Origin of the sequence: Acinetobacter sp. YH12068_T (assembly GCF_024606005.1) — a bacterium.
GTDB classification, from domain to species: domain Bacteria; phylum Pseudomonadota; class Gammaproteobacteria; order Pseudomonadales; family Moraxellaceae; genus Acinetobacter; species Acinetobacter amyesii.
The window spans coordinates 2,677,672-2,696,183 of record NZ_CP094555.1 but is presented as its reverse complement, the minus strand read 5'-3'; the positions used below and the strand labels follow the sequence as shown (position 1 = coordinate 2,696,183).

At 40.4% G+C, this 18,512-nt stretch carries 19 protein-coding genes and 1 pseudogene; 13 read left to right on the top strand and 7 right to left on the bottom strand.

The window, feature by feature from the left end; all coding sequences use genetic code 11:
• Positions 1-206: 206 nt before the first annotated feature.
• Positions 207-1,487, top strand: a complete 1,281-nt coding sequence (locus tag MST18_RS12865) for a D-arabinono-1,4-lactone oxidase (protein ID WP_180132845.1) — start codon at positions 207-209, stop codon at positions 1,485-1,487.
• A gap of 57 nt (positions 1,488-1,544) precedes the next feature.
• Positions 1,545-2,696 carry an alanine racemase gene (locus MST18_RS12860; protein ID WP_180132653.1) on the top strand — a complete coding sequence of 384 codons (1,152 nt, stop codon included), beginning with the start codon at positions 1,545-1,547 and terminating at the stop codon, positions 2,694-2,696.
• 63 nt (positions 2,697-2,759) lie between these two features.
• Here the strand turns inward: MST18_RS12860 and MST18_RS12855 are convergent, their stop codons facing one another.
• Complete coding sequence (locus MST18_RS12855; RefSeq protein WP_180132652.1) at positions 2,760-4,379, bottom strand: glutamate synthase-related protein; 1,620 nt, start codon at positions 4,377-4,379, stop codon at positions 2,760-2,762.
• Positions 4,380-4,698: 319 nt separating this feature from the next.
• Here MST18_RS12855 and thrS point away from each other — a divergent pair, with 319 nt between their 5' ends.
• Together thrS and infC are read left to right on the top strand one after the other, a co-directional pair.
• Positions 4,699-6,621, top strand: a complete 1,923-nt coding sequence (gene thrS / locus MST18_RS12850) for a threonine--tRNA ligase (protein WP_078189589.1) — start codon at positions 4,699-4,701, stop codon at positions 6,619-6,621.
• Positions 6,622-6,626: 5 nt separating this feature from the next.
• Complete coding sequence (infC, locus tag MST18_RS12845; protein ID WP_078192643.1) at positions 6,627-7,175, top strand: translation initiation factor IF-3; 549 nt, start codon at positions 6,627-6,629, stop codon at positions 7,173-7,175.
• 710 nt (positions 7,176-7,885) lie between these two features.
• On the opposite strand, the gene MST18_RS12840 is transcribed toward infC, so the two are convergent.
• A complete protein-coding gene (locus tag MST18_RS12840; RefSeq protein WP_078192642.1) occupies positions 7,886-8,347 on the bottom strand; it encodes an Hsp20 family protein in 462 nt (153 codons plus the stop codon).
• A 315-nt stretch (positions 8,348-8,662) separates the two neighbouring features.
• Between MST18_RS12840 and MST18_RS12835 the strand changes: the two genes are divergently transcribed.
• On the top strand, positions 8,663-9,280 hold the full coding sequence (locus MST18_RS12835) for a glutathione S-transferase N-terminal domain-containing protein (RefSeq protein ID WP_180093395.1): 618 nt from the start codon (positions 8,663-8,665) through the stop codon (positions 9,278-9,280).
• A 29-nt stretch (positions 9,281-9,309) separates the two neighbouring features.
• On the opposite strand, the gene MST18_RS12830 is transcribed toward MST18_RS12835, so the two are convergent.
• Positions 9,310-9,630, bottom strand: coding sequence for an energy transducer TonB (locus MST18_RS12830; RefSeq protein ID WP_180132651.1), 321 nt, complete (start codon positions 9,628-9,630; stop codon positions 9,310-9,312).
• A 274-nt stretch (positions 9,631-9,904) separates the two neighbouring features.
• Here MST18_RS12830 and MST18_RS12825 point away from each other — a divergent pair, with 274 nt between their 5' ends.
• Positions 9,905-10,189 carry a hypothetical protein gene (locus tag MST18_RS12825; RefSeq protein WP_180132650.1) on the top strand — a complete coding sequence of 95 codons (285 nt, stop codon included), beginning with the start codon at positions 9,905-9,907 and terminating at the stop codon, positions 10,187-10,189.
• Positions 10,190-10,201: 12 nt separating this feature from the next.
• The gene (locus MST18_RS12820; RefSeq protein WP_180132649.1) at positions 10,202-10,630 is read left to right on the top strand and encodes a YqaA family protein; all 429 of its coding nucleotides are present in this window, start codon (positions 10,202-10,204) and stop codon (positions 10,628-10,630) included.
• Between the two features lie 55 nt (positions 10,631-10,685).
• Here MST18_RS12820 and MST18_RS12815 read toward each other — a convergent pair whose 3' ends face one another.
• Positions 10,686-11,420 (bottom strand): energy transducer TonB, encoded by a 735-nt coding sequence (locus MST18_RS12815; protein WP_180132648.1) that lies wholly within the window; start codon positions 11,418-11,420, stop codon positions 10,686-10,688.
• Positions 11,421-11,524: 104 nt separating this feature from the next.
• The gene (locus MST18_RS12810; protein WP_180132844.1) at positions 11,525-12,778 is read right to left on the bottom strand and encodes an MFS transporter; all 1,254 of its coding nucleotides are present in this window, start codon (positions 12,776-12,778) and stop codon (positions 11,525-11,527) included.
• Between the two features lie 223 nt (positions 12,779-13,001).
• Between MST18_RS12810 and rpmI the strand changes: the two genes are divergently transcribed.
• Both rpmI and rplT read left to right on the top strand, forming a co-directional pair.
• Positions 13,002-13,196: a 50S ribosomal protein L35 gene (gene rpmI, locus MST18_RS12805; RefSeq protein ID WP_065994397.1), complete on the top strand. Its 195-nt coding sequence runs from the start codon at positions 13,002-13,004 to the stop codon at positions 13,194-13,196.
• 11 nt (positions 13,197-13,207) lie between these two features.
• On the top strand, positions 13,208-13,567 hold the full coding sequence (gene rplT / locus MST18_RS12800; protein ID WP_004647525.1) for a 50S ribosomal protein L20: 360 nt from the start codon (positions 13,208-13,210) through the stop codon (positions 13,565-13,567).
• 67 nt (positions 13,568-13,634) lie between these two features.
• On the opposite strand, the gene MST18_RS12795 is transcribed toward rplT, so the two are convergent.
• Positions 13,635-14,606 carry a hypothetical protein gene (locus MST18_RS12795; RefSeq protein WP_257250081.1) on the bottom strand — a complete coding sequence of 324 codons (972 nt, stop codon included), beginning with the start codon at positions 14,604-14,606 and terminating at the stop codon, positions 13,635-13,637.
• A 259-nt stretch (positions 14,607-14,865) separates the two neighbouring features.
• Between MST18_RS12795 and MST18_RS12790 the strand changes: the two are divergent.
• The 3 genes and pseudogenes from MST18_RS12790 (at position 14,866) to MST18_RS12780 (ending at position 16,191) form a co-directional block, all read left to right on the top strand.
• Positions 14,866-15,246, top strand: a pseudogene (locus MST18_RS12790) (hypothetical protein).
• 70 nt (positions 15,247-15,316) lie between these two features.
• Positions 15,317-15,868: an adenylate kinase gene (locus tag MST18_RS12785; protein WP_180102564.1), complete on the top strand. Its 552-nt coding sequence runs from the start codon at positions 15,317-15,319 to the stop codon at positions 15,866-15,868.
• Positions 15,869-15,978: 110 nt separating this feature from the next.
• Positions 15,979-16,191, top strand: coding sequence for a hypothetical protein (locus MST18_RS12780; RefSeq protein WP_111884721.1), 213 nt, complete (start codon positions 15,979-15,981; stop codon positions 16,189-16,191).
• Between the two features lie 84 nt (positions 16,192-16,275).
• Here MST18_RS12780 and MST18_RS12775 read toward each other — a convergent pair whose 3' ends face one another.
• The gene (locus MST18_RS12775) at positions 16,276-17,304 is read right to left on the bottom strand and encodes a hypothetical protein (RefSeq protein ID WP_180132646.1); all 1,029 of its coding nucleotides are present in this window, start codon (positions 17,302-17,304) and stop codon (positions 16,276-16,278) included.
• A gap of 159 nt (positions 17,305-17,463) precedes the next feature.
• Here MST18_RS12775 and pheS point away from each other — a divergent pair, with 159 nt between their 5' ends.
• Positions 17,464-18,444: a phenylalanine--tRNA ligase subunit alpha gene (gene pheS, locus MST18_RS12770; protein ID WP_078192633.1), complete on the top strand. Its 981-nt coding sequence runs from the start codon at positions 17,464-17,466 to the stop codon at positions 18,442-18,444.
• The last annotated feature ends 68 nt before the right edge of the window (positions 18,445-18,512 follow it).

The window sequence follows — 18,512 nt, the reverse complement described above, 5'->3', positions numbered from 1 at the left end:
GGGGATATAAACGAATGATATTTTCTTTAATTGATCGTGGCTTATTTGCTGTTTTTTAACAATAAACTTAAATTTGAGAAGATGCGAAACTTCGTATAATCTAAGTAAAAAATCAAGATGGCTTGTGCATTAACATTGCAAAAGCGGAAATCAAAAATAAAACAATACGGCTAAATACAATAAAAAGTATGGCGACAAGGATGAATATGACAATTCAACACGACATTGCATGGGAAAATTGGTCAGGTGCTCAGAAGTCGATCCCGAAGTCATTTATACAACCGCAAAATCTTGAGCAATTAATGGATGTGGTGCAATCCCATCCTAAGATTCGCTTGGTTGGCGCAGGGCACTCATTTAGCCCTTTGGTAAAAACCACAGATACCTTAGTAAGTTTAGATCATCTCAAAGGCATTCTAGATATCGATGCTGAACGCTGCCAAAGTACCGTCCAAGCTGGCACACGATTATTTGATTTGGGGGAGAAGCTCGCCTCTTTTGATCAGGCACTGATCAATCAAGGTGATATTGATCGTCAAAGTTTGGCTGGGGCTATTGCAACAGGGACGCATGGTACCGGACTCGAATTACCGTGTTTATCGGCACTGGTTACGGGGTTTAAATTATTAACCGCGCAGGGCGAATTACTACAATGCAGTGCTGAACAGAACAGTGAAATTTTCCAAGCAGGGCGTGTTTCACTCGGGAGTTTAGGCGTGCTGACGCATGTACAGCTGCAAAACCGACCGATGTATAAACTCAAAGAACAGACGCGATTATGTCCGCTGAAAGATGTCATGCAGAATATGCAGCAATGGCAATATGCACATCGACATATTGAGTTCTGGGCATTTAGTCATGCCGATCAGGTTATTTTAAAAACCTTAGATGAGACGGAAGATGACCTTCAACCGCGGAAAGAACAGTGCTTAGATGACGACGTATTACTCAAATTTTGTGCAGAATTGACGCGATTCTTTCCACCACTGAATCCATGGCTACAAAAATTATTGGGTGTTTTTGTCAAACCTTCGATGAGCGTAGATTGGTCAAGTCGAATATTTCCTTCTGCTCGAAATACAAAATTTAATGAGATGGAATACCAGATTCCGCTGCAACACGGGATGAATTGTTTAGAAGAAATTTTGCATACCCTTCGACGTCATAAGGTGCCGATGTTTTTTCCGCTAGAGTATCGACTTGTACGTGGGGATGATATTTGGCTCAGTCCGTTTTATCAGCAAGATTCGGCCTCAATTTCGGTGCATCAGTTCTATAAGCAAGATTATCAAGTCATCTTTAAGCTGGTGGAGCCGATTTTTTTAAAATATGGCGGGCGACCACATTGGGGGAAATTGCATAGCCTAAATGCGCGGCAGCTTCAAAATGTGTATCCCAAGTGGCAGGATTTTTTAAAGATTCGACAAGATTTAGATCCAAAGCAAAAGTGGCTCAGTCCAGAGCTACAGCAATTACTGATTGAATAAGCATCGTGGAACGTTAAACGTTGAAGACCAATTGAACGATATGAAAAAGGGGATGGCATGGATGCATATTTTCAAAAGTTGAATTCGCTGTTAAAACAAAATGGTACGGGGATGCCCCAGTTAATCGTGGATGTTGATGCATTAAATCACAACTTGGTGATCACTCAGCAGCAAATGCCAGAGCGTCTGCATCCGCGCTTGGTGGTGAAATCCTTGGCCTGCATGGCATTGCTTCAACACTGTGCTACACAGCTTCAGACACAGCGTTTCATGCTATTTCATTTTGCACATCTAAAAACGCTTTTTGAATCGATTCCGCAAGCCGATGTATTGTTTGGAAAACCGATGCCGATTCAGGCTTTGAACCATGCAGACAAGGCAGTTTTGCAGGCAACGCAATCGCAAGTGCAATGGCTGATTGATAGTGAACAGCGTTTAGCCCAATACCTCAAATTTGCTGAGCAGCATCAACTGTGTCTACGCATCAATATCGAAATCGATGTGGGGCTACACCGTGGTGGCCTGAAAACCATCAATGAGCTAAAGGCTATTTTGGATGTAATCGTTCGACATCCTCAACATTTAAAATTTTCAGGATTGATGGGCTACGACGCACATGTGGCGAAGATTCCACGGCTGATCCAATCTGCTGAACAGACTTATCAACAGTCCCAGCAAAGTTATCAACAATTCAAAGCTTATGTACAACAGCGCTACCCAACCTTATGTGATGAACACACCTGTTGGAATGGTGGTGGTAGTCCTAGTTTTAGTTTTCATTGTCAGCAGAGTGTCTGTAACGAAGTCTCGTTTGGCTCGATGTTATTAAAACCTGCAGATTTTGAACTGAAAAATTTACAAGCTTTCCAAAGTGCCTTGTGGATCGCCACGCCTGTGTTAAAAGTGTTGCCGCGGACTGAATTACCACAGTTAGAATGGCTCAGTCGTTGGGCAAAATATCAGGCTGTATTTATTTATGGAGGCTATTGGCGAGGGGACTATGTTTATCCTCAAGGCAGTCAGCCCCATGCGTTATATGGTCGCAGTAGTAATCAGGAGCTTGTGCAAATTCCACAGACAAGCAGCATAGATGTAGATGATTATATTTTTTTACGCCCTACCCAGAGTGAAATGATCATCCCTCAATTTGCACAGCTTTGGTTGTACCAAGCTGATCAATTCATGGCCTTTGAGACCTTCAGAGAATAAAAAAGAGCCCGTATGGACTCTTTTTAGGTTCAATTGTTTTGAAAAAAGCTCATGATTTGAAGCTTACTCAAATCCACTGTAGTGAATACCCGTGAGGTTCGACATTTCTTTTTTCCATGTGGTCAGGTCATCTTTGCAGAATTGATTGAGATGATGATGTCCGCAGGCACGTGCCATGACTTGCATCAGTTCAACGGATGCATTTAGAAAATTCGCCAGTTGTTGTGCCGATTTGTCTATTTCTAAACGACGACGTAAATGATCTTGTTGAGTGGCGATGCCGACAGAACAATCATTGGTCTGACAGGCACGCATACCTAAACAGCCAATGGCTTGCATGGCAGAGTTTGAAATCGCGATGGCATCTGCTCCCAAAGCCAGTGCCTTAATAAAGTCAGCGGGTACACGAAGTCCACCTGTGATCACTAAACTAATATCTGACCGTCCTAAACGATCTAAATGACGACGCGCACGTGCCAGTGCAGGAATGGTTGGAACAGAGATATTGTCACGGAATAGCGTAGGTGCTGCACCTGTACCACCACCACGGCCATCTAAAATAATGTAATCGACACCAATGGCGATAGCCGCATCAATATCACGTTCAATATGCTGTGCAGAGAGTTTATAGCCGATCGGAATGCCGCCGGTTTCTGCTCGGACATATTCTGCAAATTCACGATATTGTGAAAGATGCGTCCAGTCGGGGAAGGTCGCAGGGGAAATGGCTGCGGTGCCTTCTGGTAATTTACGCACTTCTGCAATCTTACCAACCACTTTATGGCCTGGCAGATGTCCTCCCGTACCTGTTTTTGCCGCTTGACCGCCTTTAAAATGAAAGGCCTGACACTTTTTAACTTTTTCGATGTCATAGCCAAAACGACCCGATGCAAGTTCATAAAAATAACGTGAGTTGGCCACTTGTTCCTCAGCAAGCATTCCGCCTTCACCTGAGCAAATGCCTGTACCTGCAAGTTCAGCACCTGTTGCAAGGGCAACTTTGGCTTCTTGAGATAACGCACCAAAACTCATATCTGACACAAACAGGGGGATTTTGAGTTTTAAGGGTTTTTTAGCATTTGGGCCAATTACCACTTCGGTTGCTACGGGTGCATCATCTAACAATGGAATTTTCCACAGTTGTGCGGTGATCAGTTGAATGTCCTCCCATTTCGGGAGTTGATTGAAAGGCACGCCCATGGCAGCTGTCGGGCCATGATGTCCAAATTTACTTAAGCCATTTCGCGCGAGTTCTAAAATAAATTTATTGCGCGGTTCTTCAGGTGCGGGTGCCGAATCCGCATATAAACCTTGGTATTGATCGCGTTTATACTGCTGTGGATTGCGTTTTTCCCAAGCTGTAATTTCTTCTAAATCTACAAAAACCTGATCGCCTTCCACCCACGCTTTAAATTTTTGCAGATTTTTATTCAGATAACGTGGATTGATGCCAGTTTTATAAATATAGTGAGAACCATGCAGCCCACAGACGATTTTATCTCCTTGAATATGGGCATCGGCCATGAGTGCGCCGCGATGCTGACAGCGACCATACATGACCACGACTTTTTCTACATCATCATCTTCGAGCCGTAAGACCACAAGATCGACATTGGCTGCAAGGGCATAAGCGGGTTGGAGCGGTTTTAAACTAGACCAAGATATAAGTGAATGTGCTTGCATGATACCTGCCTACATAAAGATTTCAGTGGGTATAGGTGTTCGAAATTCGGAATAATTTTATGAATTAGAACGTGATTATTATGTTGACAGCATAAAGCGTATTTCGGCTGAAATCTGCTTGAATTATCAGGAGTCTTGTAAAAGGCAGCAGAAAAATCAACTTCCATGGGATTAGAGGTTTATTAAAGTTGGCAGGGCGTGTAAAATTTAGGTCGAATTTTATTTATCCACCGTTTTTATCTTTTGAGGGTCTCCCTCGATCATAATCTCGCGGTGACATGCTCCATTGTACGGGGCATCACTCCTTAAGGATTTTTATATGCCAATTATCACTTTGCCAAATGGCGATCAAAAAGAATTTGATCATGCCGTGTCTGTGATGGAAGTTGCTCAAAGCATCGGTCCTGGTCTAGCAAAAAATACAGTTGCTGGTCGTGTAAACGATCGTTTAGTTGATGCGTCTGATTTAATTACAGAAGATGCTAGCCTACAAATTATCACGCCTAAAGATGAAGATGGTATTCACATCATTCGTCACTCTTGTGCGCACTTGGTGGGTCATGCAGTTAAGCAATTGTTCCCAGAAGCAAAGATGGTCATTGGTCCTGTCATTGAAGAAGGTTTCTACTATGACATCTGGATGCCACGTCCGTTTACTTTAGATGACATGGCAGCAATCGAAGAGCGCATGAAAAAGCTCATCGACCAAGACTATGATGTCATCAAAAAAATGACTCCACGTGATGAAGTGATCAAAGAGTTCACTGCACGTGGCGAAGAATACAAACTGCGTCTGATTGAAGACATGCCTGAAGAAACTGAAATGGGCTTGTACTACCATCAAGACTACTTGGATATGTGCCGTGGTCCGCACGTTCCAAATACTAAATTCTTAAAATCGTTCAAGTTGACTAAAATCTCTGGTGCTTACTGGCGCGGTGATGCGAAAAACGAACAGTTACAACGTATTTACGGTACAGCTTGGGCGGACAAAAAGCAGCTAGCTGCCTACATCAAACGTATTGAAGAAGCTGAAAAACGCGATCACCGTAAAATTGGTAAAGCGTTAGACTTGTTCCATATGCAAGAAGAAGCGCCGGGTATGGTGTTCTGGCATCCAAACGGCTGGACGATTTACCAAGTGCTTGAACAATACATGCGTAAAGTTCAACAAGCCAACGGTTACCAAGAAATCCGTACACCGCAAGTGGTTGATTTCACACTTTGGGAAAAATCAGGTCACGCAGCAAACTATGCTGAAAACATGTTTACGACTCACTCAGAGAACCGTAACTATGCTGTAAAACCAATGAACTGCCCATGTCACGTGCAAGTCTTCAACCAAGGTTTGAAATCTTACCGTGATCTTCCAATTCGTTTGGCTGAGTTTGGTTCATGTCACCGTAACGAACCATCGGGTTCATTACACGGCATTATGCGTGTACGTGGCTTTACACAAGATGATGCGCATATCTTCTGTACCAAAGAACAAATCGGTACTGAAGTTGCAGACTTTATTAAACTGACATTAGATGTTTATAAAGACTTCGGCTTTGAAGAAGTACAAATGAAGTTGTCGACACGTCCAGAAAAACGTGTGGGTGATGACAAACTTTGGGATATGGCAGAAAAATCTTTGGCAGACGCTTTAGATGCTGCAGGCCTAGAATGGGAACTTCAACCGGGTGAAGGCGCATTCTACGGTCCGAAAATTGAATTCTCATTGAAAGACTGCTTAGGTCGTGTATGGCAGTGCGGTACAATTCAATGTGACTTTAACTTACCAGAACGTCTTGACGCATCTTATGTGACTGAAGATAACGACCGTGATCAGCCTGTAATGTTGCACCGCGCAATACTTGGCAGTTTCGAGCGTTTTATTGGTATACTTATTGAACACTATGCTGGTTTCATGCCACCTTGGTTGTCTCCAATTCAAGCATGTGTGATGAACATTACCGATTCACAAGCTGAAGCATGTGAGTCAGTCGTCGCTAAACTTAAAGAAAGCGGTATCCGCGCGATTTCAGACTTGAGAAATGAGAAAATCGGCTTTAAGATTCGTGAACGTACTTTAGAGCGTATTCCTTACTTATTGGTTCTTGGAGACCGTGAAGTTGAGGAAGGTACTGTAAACGTCCGTACTCGCTCTGGAAAAAATTTGGGTACTATGTCAATTGATGCATTCGTTGACCTAGTAAAAGCAGCCGTAGCCGAACGCGGCCGGTACATTGTGGAGTAAAAGCGATTAAACAGCCTGACCGTAATCAACAGGGCGGAAAATCAAACCGTCCTGCCTTGAATGATGAAATTCGTGCAAAAGAAGTCCGTCTAGTAGACGAAAATGGCGAGCAAAAAGGGATTGTATCTCTTGCTGACGCTTTGCGTGCTGCAGAAGCAGTAGATCTTGACCTTGTTGAGATTGTTGCTAATGCTGAGCCACCAGTCTGCAAAATCATGGATTTTAACAAGCATTTGTTTGATCTAAAACAAAAGCAAAAAGAAGCGAAGAAAAAACAACATCAAGTACAGGTGAAAGAAATCAAGCTACGCCCTGGTACTGATGTTGGTGACTACAACGTTAAACTACGTGCCATTATCAAGTTCCTTGAAGAAGGTAATAAGGTAAAAATCACGCTTCGTTTCCGTGGTCGTGAAATGGCACACCAACAGTTAGGTTTGGCTCAATTGCAAAAAATTGAAGCTGACGTGGTTGACTATGGTGTTGTTGAACAAACACCAAAAATGGAAGGCCGTCAAATGGGTATGCTACTTGGTCCTAAAAAGAAAAAGTAAGTATCCATTAAAAAAGCACTGCATTTGCAGTGCTTTTTTTGTCTAGATGTCGGGTTTTAAATCCCAATGTTGCTGAAGGGCAGCAAGAATGTCTGCTGAGTGGTGATTAGAAAATAGTGCGAAATTAATCAGCGCAAATTTATGCCTTAGGGTACTAAATAGGCTCTTTTGAATAAAGACAAATTCAATTGTGCCGTAACGGTTATTAAATCGTTGTTCCGATTCAGACGTTTTGAAATGCTTTAATTTAGTTTTAATGTAGGTATAAAGTGAGCAAAGCTTTTTATTGAGCTAACTATGTGAGATCTATTTACATAAAACAGGCTGTGAAATAGGGATTTTCAGTACCCTCCAATAGAGTTTCATCTTGGTAATATTAGGTCGTATATCCCATGTCATAAAAGCAATCAGAACAAAGTACATTTCATATAAATAGATAGTAATACAGAGTAGGATTATTTTTTGCAAGATACGCCAAAATTTAAAAAGAGTAGATGAACAGCTTGTAAGCCAGACCCACCAAGGATTCATTAAAAACACCTATGGGTAAGATTAAGTTGAGAATAGATAAAAAAAGAAACATATAAATTGGAATCGAGACACTATATTCTTGAGATGGCATGATTTTTTATTCTTGTTTGTCATGTTTTGAATCTAACTAATTTTCTTAATATAAAAAAGACCCCGAAGGGTCTTTTTTTTATGAGAGTTTACTCAGCGATATTTTCTTGGACAGGACTTTCTATCAATGCCTTTTTTCCAATTGGAATTTGGCGTGGTAGTTTTTCTTCAGGAATAATACGCTGTAAGTCCACTGTCAATAAACCATTTTCATATAGGGCTTGTTGCACTTCTATATGTTCATCTAAGCGTAAAGACAGTTTAAATGTACGACGAGCAATGCCTTTATGCAGGAATTCCACAGTTGTATCTTGCGCTTCAGTTGGTTTACCTGAAATGCTTAGCACTTGATTTTCTAAGTTTAGCGAAAGTTCATCTTCTGTAAAACCTGCGGTTGCCACCACAATGCGATAGCTATTTTCAGCCGTTTTTTCAATATTGTATGGCGGGTAATTTGGTGTGTCGCTTTGCATGGCATAATCAAATAAATCGTTGAAACGATCAAAACCAATGCTACGACGGAAAAGTGGGTTAAGATTTAAACTACTCATAATTAGAACTCTCTTTAATAAGCAAAGTTGTAACAATAAGAAATGCTCAGTGATGCTTGGCATCCACTGTTCACTAACAAGATCGTTTGATCCTTGTACATGTATCAATATCGGTCTGTGCTGATTTTTTTCAAGGGATTTTTATAAAAAAATTATATTTTTTGAATTTTTGTACCTTAAGTGATTTTAAAAGCAAAGTGATAATTCACATTTTAACGTTACTTTTCAGAAAAACTGACAAGCTTTCACTGGATTAAACATGTTATACATAAAGCAAAATGAGATTGCCTTACTGAAAATTAAAAAGGAATATAGATGATTGATCTCTACTATTGGGGTACACCCAATGGACATAAAATTACCATCGCTTTAGAAGAAATGGGTTTGGAATACCAAATTTTTCCGATTAATATCTTGGAAAATGATCAATTTCAGCCAGACTTTTTGAGAATTTCTCCGAACAATAAAATCCCTGCAATCGTCGATCAGAATGGCCCACGAGGAGAGTCGATTTCAGTTTTTGAGTCTGGTGCGATTCTGCAATATCTTGGACGTAAAACAGGTTTGTTTTATCCAGAAGATGAGTTTGAGCGCGTTGAAGTTGAACAATGGTTGATGTGGCAAATGGGTGGTTTTGGGCCCATGTTAGGACAAAATCATCATTTTAGTCGTTTTGCACCTGAACGTATTCCGTATGCAACTGAACGTTATGTAAATGAGTCTAAACGCTTATATAAAGTTTTGAACCATCAGTTGATTGGTCAAAAATTTGTGGCTGGAGAGTATTCGATTGCAGATATGGCTATTCTGCCTTGGGCACTGCGTCATGAATGGCAGCAAATTCAGCTGGAAGATTATCCATACGTGAAAGACTATATCGATCGACTGACGGCCCGTCCAGCGGTACAAAAAGCCTTAACAATACAGGTTTAAAAAAAGAGCATGGAAACATGCTCTTTTTTTTATGAAATGAATAGAAGCTTTTTCCACCAAGGTCTTTGGTTTTCTTTCAGGGTCTTGAGTGAAAAGGGCTGTACGGCAACAAAGGGGTAAGCGACACCATTTTCGATATAAGGTTTGAACTTGGCACGTAAAAGTGACTGTTCAACCCGCTTATCAATGTGTGTAAGTCCAGAGCTTTTGATTAATTCAGCTTTTTGAACTTCGCCGGTGGCTAAAACATACAATTTAAAACTAAGGTCACGATTTTGATTGCCCAGATCGTCATTGTTGAAGTTAAAGATAGGTCGCTTTTGCCAAATCATTTGATCTTGTGTAATCACGTGTTGTTTGGCAACTTAAGAAGGACTTTGTGCATATAAAGCGGTCAAAATTTGTAATAACACGATAAAACTTAAGCAAAGAATTTTTTTCATAAAGTGAGTTAAAATTATTCAATATTTGCGTGGCAGATTAGAAGTCTCATGTATAAAAGTAAAGTGCGGAAAGACTCACCTTAAGATTTTAGATAGGACGGAAGAAAATTCTAACGCTGTGTTAGAATGCGGCGCTGCCGAAAAGAACGCGTTGTTGACGGTTTAGTTGGACGATTTTGCGATGAAAGACTTTTTCTTAAATTTTACCCGTATTGTTGAAAATAACCCAAGAATCTATTGGAGTATTATTTTTGGTATTGCAGGCTGCTTACTGCTATTTGTCGCTGAAATTGTGCATGTTCAAAATATTCTTGCAGATTTACATACCAAAGATCAAAACTTGATGCGAGCTGCGATTGAACCGATTTCTTCACAATATAAATGGTCGAGAATCGTTGTAATTGTTGCAGCAGTGCTTTGGTCAAATTTTGAATATTTGAAGTCGAAGAAAAAATTAGGTCTCTAAGCATTCGTTTCGATGTGGTCGTTTTTAGTTTTATTCTTCGCGGCATTTGGGGCTGCGACCTTACTTCCTTTACAGTCCGAAGCCGTATTGCTCGGCTTGTTGAGCTATGGTCAACATAATCTATGGCTGCTGATTGTGGTGGCCAGTATTGGTAATATTCTCGGTTCTTGTGTGAATTGGTGGCTCGGTTTAAAAGTAGAACATTATAAAAATAAAACATGGTTTCCCGTGTCAGAGCTGAAAATGCAGCAGGCACAGGGTATTTATCACAAATATGGTTATTGGTCTTTGCTACTGAGTTGGCTGCCGATGATTGGAGACCCTATTACTTTAATTGCGGGTTTAATGAAAGAAAACTTCTGGCGCTTTGTGTTCATGGTGACCGTAGCGAAAACCGGGCGTTATCTCTGTATTTATCTTATATTTTTAGGTTTCTTCTGAGATAAAACAGGGCATTGAAACATTCAATCCCTGCTTGAAATGTTGAATCTATTACTTATTTACAGCCATTTACTTTAAATTGAATTTCATCTTTAAAGTTCGACTTTTTATAGATCCAAAGGGTGCTCGCAGTACGTTTAACCGAGATCTGACTATTTCTTAGTGCTTCAACGACTTTCTGATCGAGTGTATAAATGCCAGAGCCTTGCTTGATCTTGACCTTTTTTACTTGTCCGTGTTTATCCACTTTAAAGTTAAATTTGACTTTACGATCGTGCTGTTTCAACTCATGACTAGTGAGATCTAATTTTGGTTGAGATACATATTGGAATGGCGTTTTCTTATCTGCACTTTGTGCATTCCAAACTTTTGAATCAAAGTTGAAATCACATTCAGGCGTATTGCCTTTAACTCTCAAATTAAACGCTTGATAGCCAATAATGGCTTTGGCTTCACCATTTTCTAAATGTGGTTTGACTTTAGCTTTTTTGACAGCAGAAATTAAGATTCGGTCGAGTTGATCGACACCTGTACTTTCTTTAATACTTGCATCGGTAATGGTGCCTTTTGCATTTGCTGTAACACGAATAATGGCCGCGCGGTCACGTTGCTTGAGGTCTTCATTGGCATATAATGGTTTTGGGAAAACCGACCAATTTAAACGCGTGGTTAAATGCGCAGGAGCAACTTCAATATTCTGTGCCGGAAGTTGATGGGTTTTGGTTGAAGCACTAAACGTTGTAGAAAATGGAGCGCAGGCCAAAAGGGTTAAGCACAGATATTGTTTCATAAGTCTATTCTAAGATCACAAAGTGAGTGATGAATGCGTCGATATTGCTGCGCAGTATTTCCTGTATTGGAAATACTGGCAAGGTTTAAATGGAAAATATGCCATTATTTTTTTGACTGATGGGTAATGTCGATCCCAAACAAGTCACGGGTTTTTGCCCAACTGATTGCAACTACAGCCATGGTCATACAGCCACCAAAGATTGTCGCCATGATCGTGCCCATATATTTTGCAGCCAATCCAGATTCAAATGCACCGAGTTCATTACTACTGGAGACAAACATGCCATTGACCGCGGCAACACGCCCACGCATATTTTCCGGCGGATAGAGCTGTAAAATAGTTTGGCGAACCACCACAGAGATGCTGTCACATGCACCAGTCATTGCCAGTGCAAAGAGTGATAACCAAAGATTGCTTGAAAATGCGAATAAAATGGTAAATACACCAAAACCCGCTACAGCCAATAACATATTACGCCATGCATGATGAGTTGGAGGGAATTTGGTCAATGCAATCATGGTGATCAGGGCGCCAATAGACGGTGCTGCCCGTAAGTAGCCTAAACCTTCAGGCCCCACTTTTAAAATATCTTCGGCAAAAATCGGTAAGAGGGCAATCACGCCACCAAAAAGCACAGAAACTAAATCGAGTGAAATCGCCCAAAGGACAATTTTGGTTTTCCAGATAAATCGTAAACCTTCACTTAAACTATCTTTTAAATTGTCAGATTCAATTTTAGGAAAACTGCGTTTATTGAGTAGGTTAATGAGGACGAAGCAGACCGTTAATAGCGCCGCAACACTGAGTAAGCTGGTTTCACGGCCTAAAAATGCCAACATAAAACCGCCAAGCATTGGCCCAATAATCACCCCACTTTGCCAACCAATCGTTGTCCATGTTGCACCATTGGCATAGAGCTCCCGCGGGATTAAAAAAGGTTTAAGCGACGTTGCCGAGGGATTATAGAAACCACGGATCGTTCCAAGCCCAAAAATGACCGCATAAATACCCCAAGACAGTTGGGTGACATCAATTTGGCCGAGACCATATTGGTGAAATAACCCCCAAAGAATCAGTGGCATCGGTACAGAAAAAAACAGACAAATTTTCATAATGGTCTGTTTATTGAAACGATCTGCAAAGTATCCTCCCCACAAAGAGAGAGCAATAAAAGGAATTGCTTCGGCTAAACCAATTAAGCCCAGTGTTAGCGGGTCTTTGGTGATTTGATACAGTGAATAAGCAACAATAATTTCTTGAATCAAAATGGCTAAGGTCAGACAAAATTGATTAAGCGTAACAATCGAGAAATCCCGATAACGTAGGGCTGCAAAAGCATCCTGTGCAGGTTTCATAATGGACATTAATAGTTGGCGTGCCGACATTATATAAGCCTTATTGGGCATCGCTTATAAAATCATCGGAAAATCTATATCAGAAAATTAATTAAGTTCGATATTCGGTAGAAAGATTCGCTTTTGTTTTGAGCAAAGATGCTTTAGAATACTCGCTCCCTTACCTGCAGGGCGTCTTTGCAATGGTGCAGACGTGCCGAACAGGTGTTCAAAAGAGGTTCTTATGCCTAAGATGAAAACTCGCCGTGGTGCAGCTAAACGCTTCAAGCCAACTGCAAACGGTTTTAAACGTCACCAAGCGTTCAAACGACACATTTTGACCAAAAAATCTGCTAAGCGTATCCGTCAATTACGCGGCTGTGTAATGGTTCACGTAAGTGACGTTGCTTCAGTTCGCCGTATGTGCCCATACATCTAAGGAGATTATAAATGGCTCGTGTTAAACGTGGTGTACAGGCTCATCGCCGTCATAAAAAAATTCTTGCTCGTGCTAAAGGTTACTACGGCGCTCGTTCACGCGTATATCGCGTAGCGTTCCAAGCAGTAATCAAAGCAGGTCAATATGCTTACCGTGACCGTCGTCAAAAGAAACGTCAATTCCGTGCTCTATGGATTGCGCGTATCAATGCTGGTGCTCGTCAAAATGGTTTGTCGTACAGCCGTATGATCGCTGGCTTGAAAAAAGCTCAAGTGATTATCGACCGTCGCGTACTTGCTGACATCGCTATGCATGACGCAGTTGCGTTTGCTGCTTTAGCTTCTAAAGCTAAAGATGCATTAGCTGCATAAGTCTTTATGACTAAAAAAAAGACCGCTTTTAGCGGTCTTTTTTTATGGATGAATTTGATTAGACATCTTATTTTTTCGACCATATGGCTAAAAACACAATGATGCCAATTGTGATTGCGGCAAATTTTATAAACTCAAATTGTTTAAAAAGTAAATAAAAGCCATAAAGTAAAGCGAATAGCATGGCAAAAATTAAAACTAAAGAAAAAAATACAACCCATGGTTTTTCAGGCTCTTTATCTGTTGAAGTGTTGGTGGCGGAAAGAGCTTGATCAGATGTTGACTTGAAATAATTAACTTTGGGGTATTTTTTCTGTAGTTGTTTGAGTAAAGCTTTCTCTTCATCATTGACTAAATTTTTGCGGTTGAAATGATTGGCTGTATAGCACGTGACATCTACATGGTGTTCTGACAGTTTGTACTCATAATCCAATAGTTGTGCATATTCTTCGGTTGTAAATAAATGGATCGGTGAGCTTTCGTTTTTTACATGTTTTAAATTTTGGATAGCAGCTTCGATTGAATTGAGCATTTCAAGCAGACTTAATCCAACTTGAGGTGAAGCTTGAGGATTCTCCAAAAGAGGGAGTGAGTCATCCAGAAGGCCATAATAATACAAATTATGGATTAGTTTAAATTGAGGCTGAATGTGGGTAGAAAACGGATGTTCAAATAAATCCAGTTGAATGCTATTTACTAAACTGCTCCAACTCGATTTTTTATCAAAGCAAAAGCATTCATTGCGCTGTTGTTGATTGAGCTCAATTAATGTAAACAGCCCGAATGCGTCATGAAATTGTGTGGAACTTGCACCCCAAAACTCCCGAGGATCACCAATAGGGCTGATATCTAAAATTTTCGTTTCAGATTGGATTTGAACCAGTGCAAAGGCTTGATTTAAATTGTTGTGGAAAACAGCAAGAGGGTAGTTGGTTTTTACAAAGTCAAAATGAGGATGTTGATTAAGTTTTGCATGCTCAAAAAGAAGATCAAATGGATAAAGTGAGCATTTTCTAATCCGCTTTTCAGCCATATACATGATCAAATGATCAAATGATCAAATGAGTCATGTAGTAATGCATTGGTTTTAAAATCGCGAATCAAGAAAATGTCGCAAGCTTGGCCGCACCATGGGTGCAAAATCTCGTCATAGTAAATTTTCTGGTTAAAAAAGCGTTGAGCATTATATTGCAAACCAAGAATAAATTGCTCGTAATGATCTATCATAATGAAGCATTTTTTTATTTTTCAATTGTAAGCTATCTTAGCTTTAATTTGACTTAAAAGGTAACTGCTTGATGCGCAAACAGTATCACTTCCGCCAAGTAGGCGACGATACGTATATTTGGGATGTGCATCACTTAGTAAAACTCAGTCAAAATTTTAAGATTCAGCAAATCCCTGTAAATGACATTTAGGAGTTAAATGAAGCATATTAATTTCCAAAATCTGCACCGACCACACAGCAAATTATTGAACATCTGGAATTGGTAAATGCTGCGGACTTAAGTTATCCCATTATTTTATGTGCTAGTGGTCGAGTGATGGATGGTATGCATCGAGTCGCAAAAGCATACATAACCACTCAGTCGCAAATATTAGCCGTTCAATTTGAACAAACCCTAAAGCCTGACTTTATCAATATCGATGCAGATCTTTTAAATTATCGTGAAGAATAAAAGTTAACCTACAGATCCAATGCTGTTATCTTGAAGTAGATTCACCAGACTCAAGTAGATCATCATGACAATGAAAAGAATAAACGTAGTCGGTACATCGGCCACTGGAAAATCAACCTTTTCCAGAGCTTTGTCGGACAAATTAGGACTAAATTATATAGAACTGGATAATCTATTTTGGCTAGATGATTGGCAGGAGTGTCCTGACGAAATCTTTTTTGCACGTATCGGAGCTGAAATTGCTAAAGCGAAAAATGGTTATGTTATTGATGGCAATTATACTCGGGCGATTCCTGTTAAATGGTCTGAAATAGATACGGTGATATGGTTAGACCTTCCGTTTCCAGTCAATTTATACCGCTCTGTAAAGCGCGCAATTTCTCGGGCTAAGTCCAAACAAGATCTTTGGCCAGATTCAAATAATCAGGAAAGTTTGTGGCGGATGTTTGGTCGAGATTCCATTGTCTGGTGGATGATTAAAACCCATAAAACGAATCGTGAAAAATATCTACAGATGATGAATGCACCTGAATATCAACATATTCAATGGATTCGTTTAAAGTCTGCAAATGCAGTTGATGCATTTTTAGAACAATTAGATTCTTATGTTTTTGATGTTTAAGTTTTGATGTTTTATCAATAAAAAGTTCAGTTAAGTTACAGAAATAATCTTTATACCGCGCTTTGCGACATGCCTAATGTATGGATAGAAAAGAACAAAAGGAAAATAAAATGTTGGCTGAAATAGTTGGTATGGGTCAAGGTAGCATTACTGTAGAGCTCGAAATGATTCCCCGCAAAGGTGAGGCAGTCAAAATCATGTATGGTGCAGACGCAGAGCTTGAGGGGGAAGTAGTCTCTGTCAGTCATTATATTAATCAACATGCCGATCAGCATCGCGTTCGATTGGAAATTCGTCCATTTAATTATTTAACGACCTCATAATTTTGAAATCTTTCATACAGAAGTATGTTTATAAAAAAGCCCTTCTATGAGAAGGGCTTTTTAGTGTTGATCACATTTATACAGTTAAAGTCCGAAGTAATAAGCCAATAAGCAAATCACTACCGTAATAATAATTAAGGTAATCACTCCACCTGCACCGGGTTTATGGGTTGGATTTGGCGTGTGTGCATGCTGAGGATTTGATTTTCTTTGCTCAGTTTTAAATCCATCCAGAGGAGAGCTTTCGACCACAGGAGTTAAACGTGCAGTTTTATAGTGATTGGCGACTTTTACAATAAATTTAGCCGTTAAATCTTCAGTTTTTTGAGCAAAATGGCGTAAATTTAACTGTTCTTCAGGTGTATAGATGCTGCCATCTGCATGATAGGGATGCTGAATTTTAGATTGAATGTGGCGGTTTAATGCTTCTAGGCGATACAAGCTGTCATGTGCAAAATCCGCTTGTGCATCCGTTGGCAAGAGTGCAAGTTTTGTAGATTCATTCGATTCGCTGCTTAGATCAGGCTGTGTACCATAATAAGGTGTGCCCAACACCTCCGGCTCAATAAAACCTTCCGCAGGTTTTTGTAAAAATAATTCTGCTTCAGTGAAGTTATGAATATCATCCCATTTTGGTAACTGCATATCTGCTTCGATGCGTTTAACGAGTTTATGGTTCAGCTCATAGCGCCAAAAGGTTTCTCGACGAATTTGCAGTTGTTGGGATGCCGGTGCTTCATAGTCATTTTCTGCGTTATACCACTCGGCAAGTTCTTTACCAAAAATCCATGCCTGCTTTTTATTTTTTTCGTGGCTTACAATAAAATGGGCAAAGGGAAGAAGTTCAACGTTAGCATTCGGATTTTGTTCATCATTCAGCAAGCTGGAGCTATGTAAACTTAAGCGTTGTACCCCTTGTTTTTTTAAGCCTTCTAGCCAAATTTGGAAATGTTGAGCCAATAAATGCTGTGATAGCAAATCACGAAAATGGAAACTGTGCTGATCAAAAATGTGGTGATTCAACCAACGTTGAAAACTCAAACCTTGGTTGAGAAATTCATTGCCATAAGTGACGAGTGTGAGCTGTTGTTTCCAGATTGGATCGAGTGCCATAAAGATTGGATCCCATTGATATTGTGTTTATCTTATACTTTTTTTAAAACTTGATGCTAATGCAATTTTAACTTGTGAATGCGCTTCATCATAACGGCTAAAAACTGTTAGAATAAGGGGTGTATATTATTTTTTTAAATTGTTGCTTTGAGAGTTACTATGTCACTGGAAGCCCTGACCACTGAAGCGCTCGCTGCGATTGCAGCAGCAGAGGACCTTGCTACACTCGACCAAGTGCGAGTGCAATTTACAGGGAAGAAAAGCCAGCTCGCGGAACAATCGAAGTCGCTCGGTAAAATGGACCCAGAAGAACGTAAAGTTTTTGGTGCTCAAATTCATGCCGTTCGTGAATCGATTACTGGCGCACTGACTGCTCGTCAAGCTGAATTACAAAAAGCTGCATTAGAACAAAAGCTTGCTAGCGAAACGATTGATATTACTTTACCCGGCCGTGGTCAAACGGTGGGTAGTATTCACCCTGTGACTCAAGTTCAAGAACGTATTTGCCAATTCTTTACCAAAGCTGGCTTTACTGTTGCGACTGGTCCAGAAGTTGAAGATGATTATCACAACTTTGAAGCATTGAACATTCCGGGTCATCATCCTGCACGTGCGATGCACGACACTTTCTATTTTGATGCGAATCATTTACTTCGTACGCATACCTCAGGCGTGCAAATTCGTACGATGGAAAATCAGCAGCCTCCAATCCGTATTGTGTGTCCTGGTCGTGTTTATCGCTGTGACTCGGACCAAACGCATTCGCCAATGTTCCATCAAATCGAAGGTTTGTATGTGGCTGAAAACACCAGCTTTGCAGAACTAAAAGGTTTGTTGGTTAACTTGTTAAATGAATTCTTTGAAAAAGATTTGAAAGTACGTTTCCGTCCATCTTATTTCCCATTTACAGAGCCAAGTGCGGAAGTGGATATCATGGATGAACGTGGTAAATGGTTGGAAGTTTTGGGCTGCGGTATGGTGCATCCAAACGTTTTACAAGCCGCTGGCATTGACCCAGAAAAATACAAAGGCTTCGCCTTCGGTTTAGGTGTAGAGCGTTTTGCCATGTTGCGTTATGGCATTAATGACCTGCGTATGTTCTACCAAAATGATGTGCGTTTCTTACGCCAATTTGCTTAAACAGTTTTATACCTCTCCCTAACCTCTCCTAAAAGGAGAGGGGGTGTCCATCATGACTTAGGGTTCGT

Bases quoted from the DNA above. Each gene is read 5' to 3' on its own strand.
- MST18_RS12865 (WP_180132845.1), top strand. From the start codon at position 207: ATGACAATTCAACACGACATTGCATGGGAAAATTGGTCAGGTGCTCAG.
- MST18_RS12860 (WP_180132653.1), top strand. From the start codon at position 1,545: ATGGATGCATATTTTCAAAAGTTGAATTCGCTGTTAAAACAAAATGGT.
- MST18_RS12855 (WP_180132652.1), bottom strand. From the start codon at position 4,379: ATGCAAGCACATTCACTTATATCTTGGTCTAGTTTAAAACCGCTCCAA.
- thrS (WP_078189589.1), top strand. From the start codon at position 4,699: ATGCCAATTATCACTTTGCCAAATGGCGATCAAAAAGAATTTGATCAT.
- MST18_RS12840 (WP_078192642.1), bottom strand. From the start codon at position 8,347: ATGAGTAGTTTAAATCTTAACCCACTTTTCCGTCGTAGCATTGGTTTT.
- MST18_RS12835 (WP_180093395.1), top strand. From the start codon at position 8,663: ATGATTGATCTCTACTATTGGGGTACACCCAATGGACATAAAATTACC.
- MST18_RS12825 (WP_180132650.1), top strand. From the start codon at position 9,905: ATGAAAGACTTTTTCTTAAATTTTACCCGTATTGTTGAAAATAACCCA.
- MST18_RS12820 (WP_180132649.1), top strand. From the start codon at position 10,202: ATGTGGTCGTTTTTAGTTTTATTCTTCGCGGCATTTGGGGCTGCGACC.
- MST18_RS12815 (WP_180132648.1), bottom strand. From the start codon at position 11,420: ATGAAACAATATCTGTGCTTAACCCTTTTGGCCTGCGCTCCATTTTCT.
- MST18_RS12810 (WP_180132844.1), bottom strand. From the start codon at position 12,778: ATGAAACCTGCACAGGATGCTTTTGCAGCCCTACGTTATCGGGATTTC.
- rpmI (WP_065994397.1), top strand. From the start codon at position 13,002: ATGCCTAAGATGAAAACTCGCCGTGGTGCAGCTAAACGCTTCAAGCCA.
- rplT (WP_004647525.1), top strand. From the start codon at position 13,208: ATGGCTCGTGTTAAACGTGGTGTACAGGCTCATCGCCGTCATAAAAAA.
- MST18_RS12795 (WP_257250081.1), bottom strand. From the start codon at position 14,606: ATGTATATGGCTGAAAAGCGGATTAGAAAATGCTCACTTTATCCATTT.
- MST18_RS12785 (WP_180102564.1), top strand. From the start codon at position 15,317: ATGAAAAGAATAAACGTAGTCGGTACATCGGCCACTGGAAAATCAACC.
- MST18_RS12780 (WP_111884721.1), top strand. From the start codon at position 15,979: ATGTTGGCTGAAATAGTTGGTATGGGTCAAGGTAGCATTACTGTAGAG.
- MST18_RS12775 (WP_180132646.1), bottom strand. From the start codon at position 17,304: ATGGCACTCGATCCAATCTGGAAACAACAGCTCACACTCGTCACTTAT.
- pheS (WP_078192633.1), top strand. From the start codon at position 17,464: ATGTCACTGGAAGCCCTGACCACTGAAGCGCTCGCTGCGATTGCAGCA.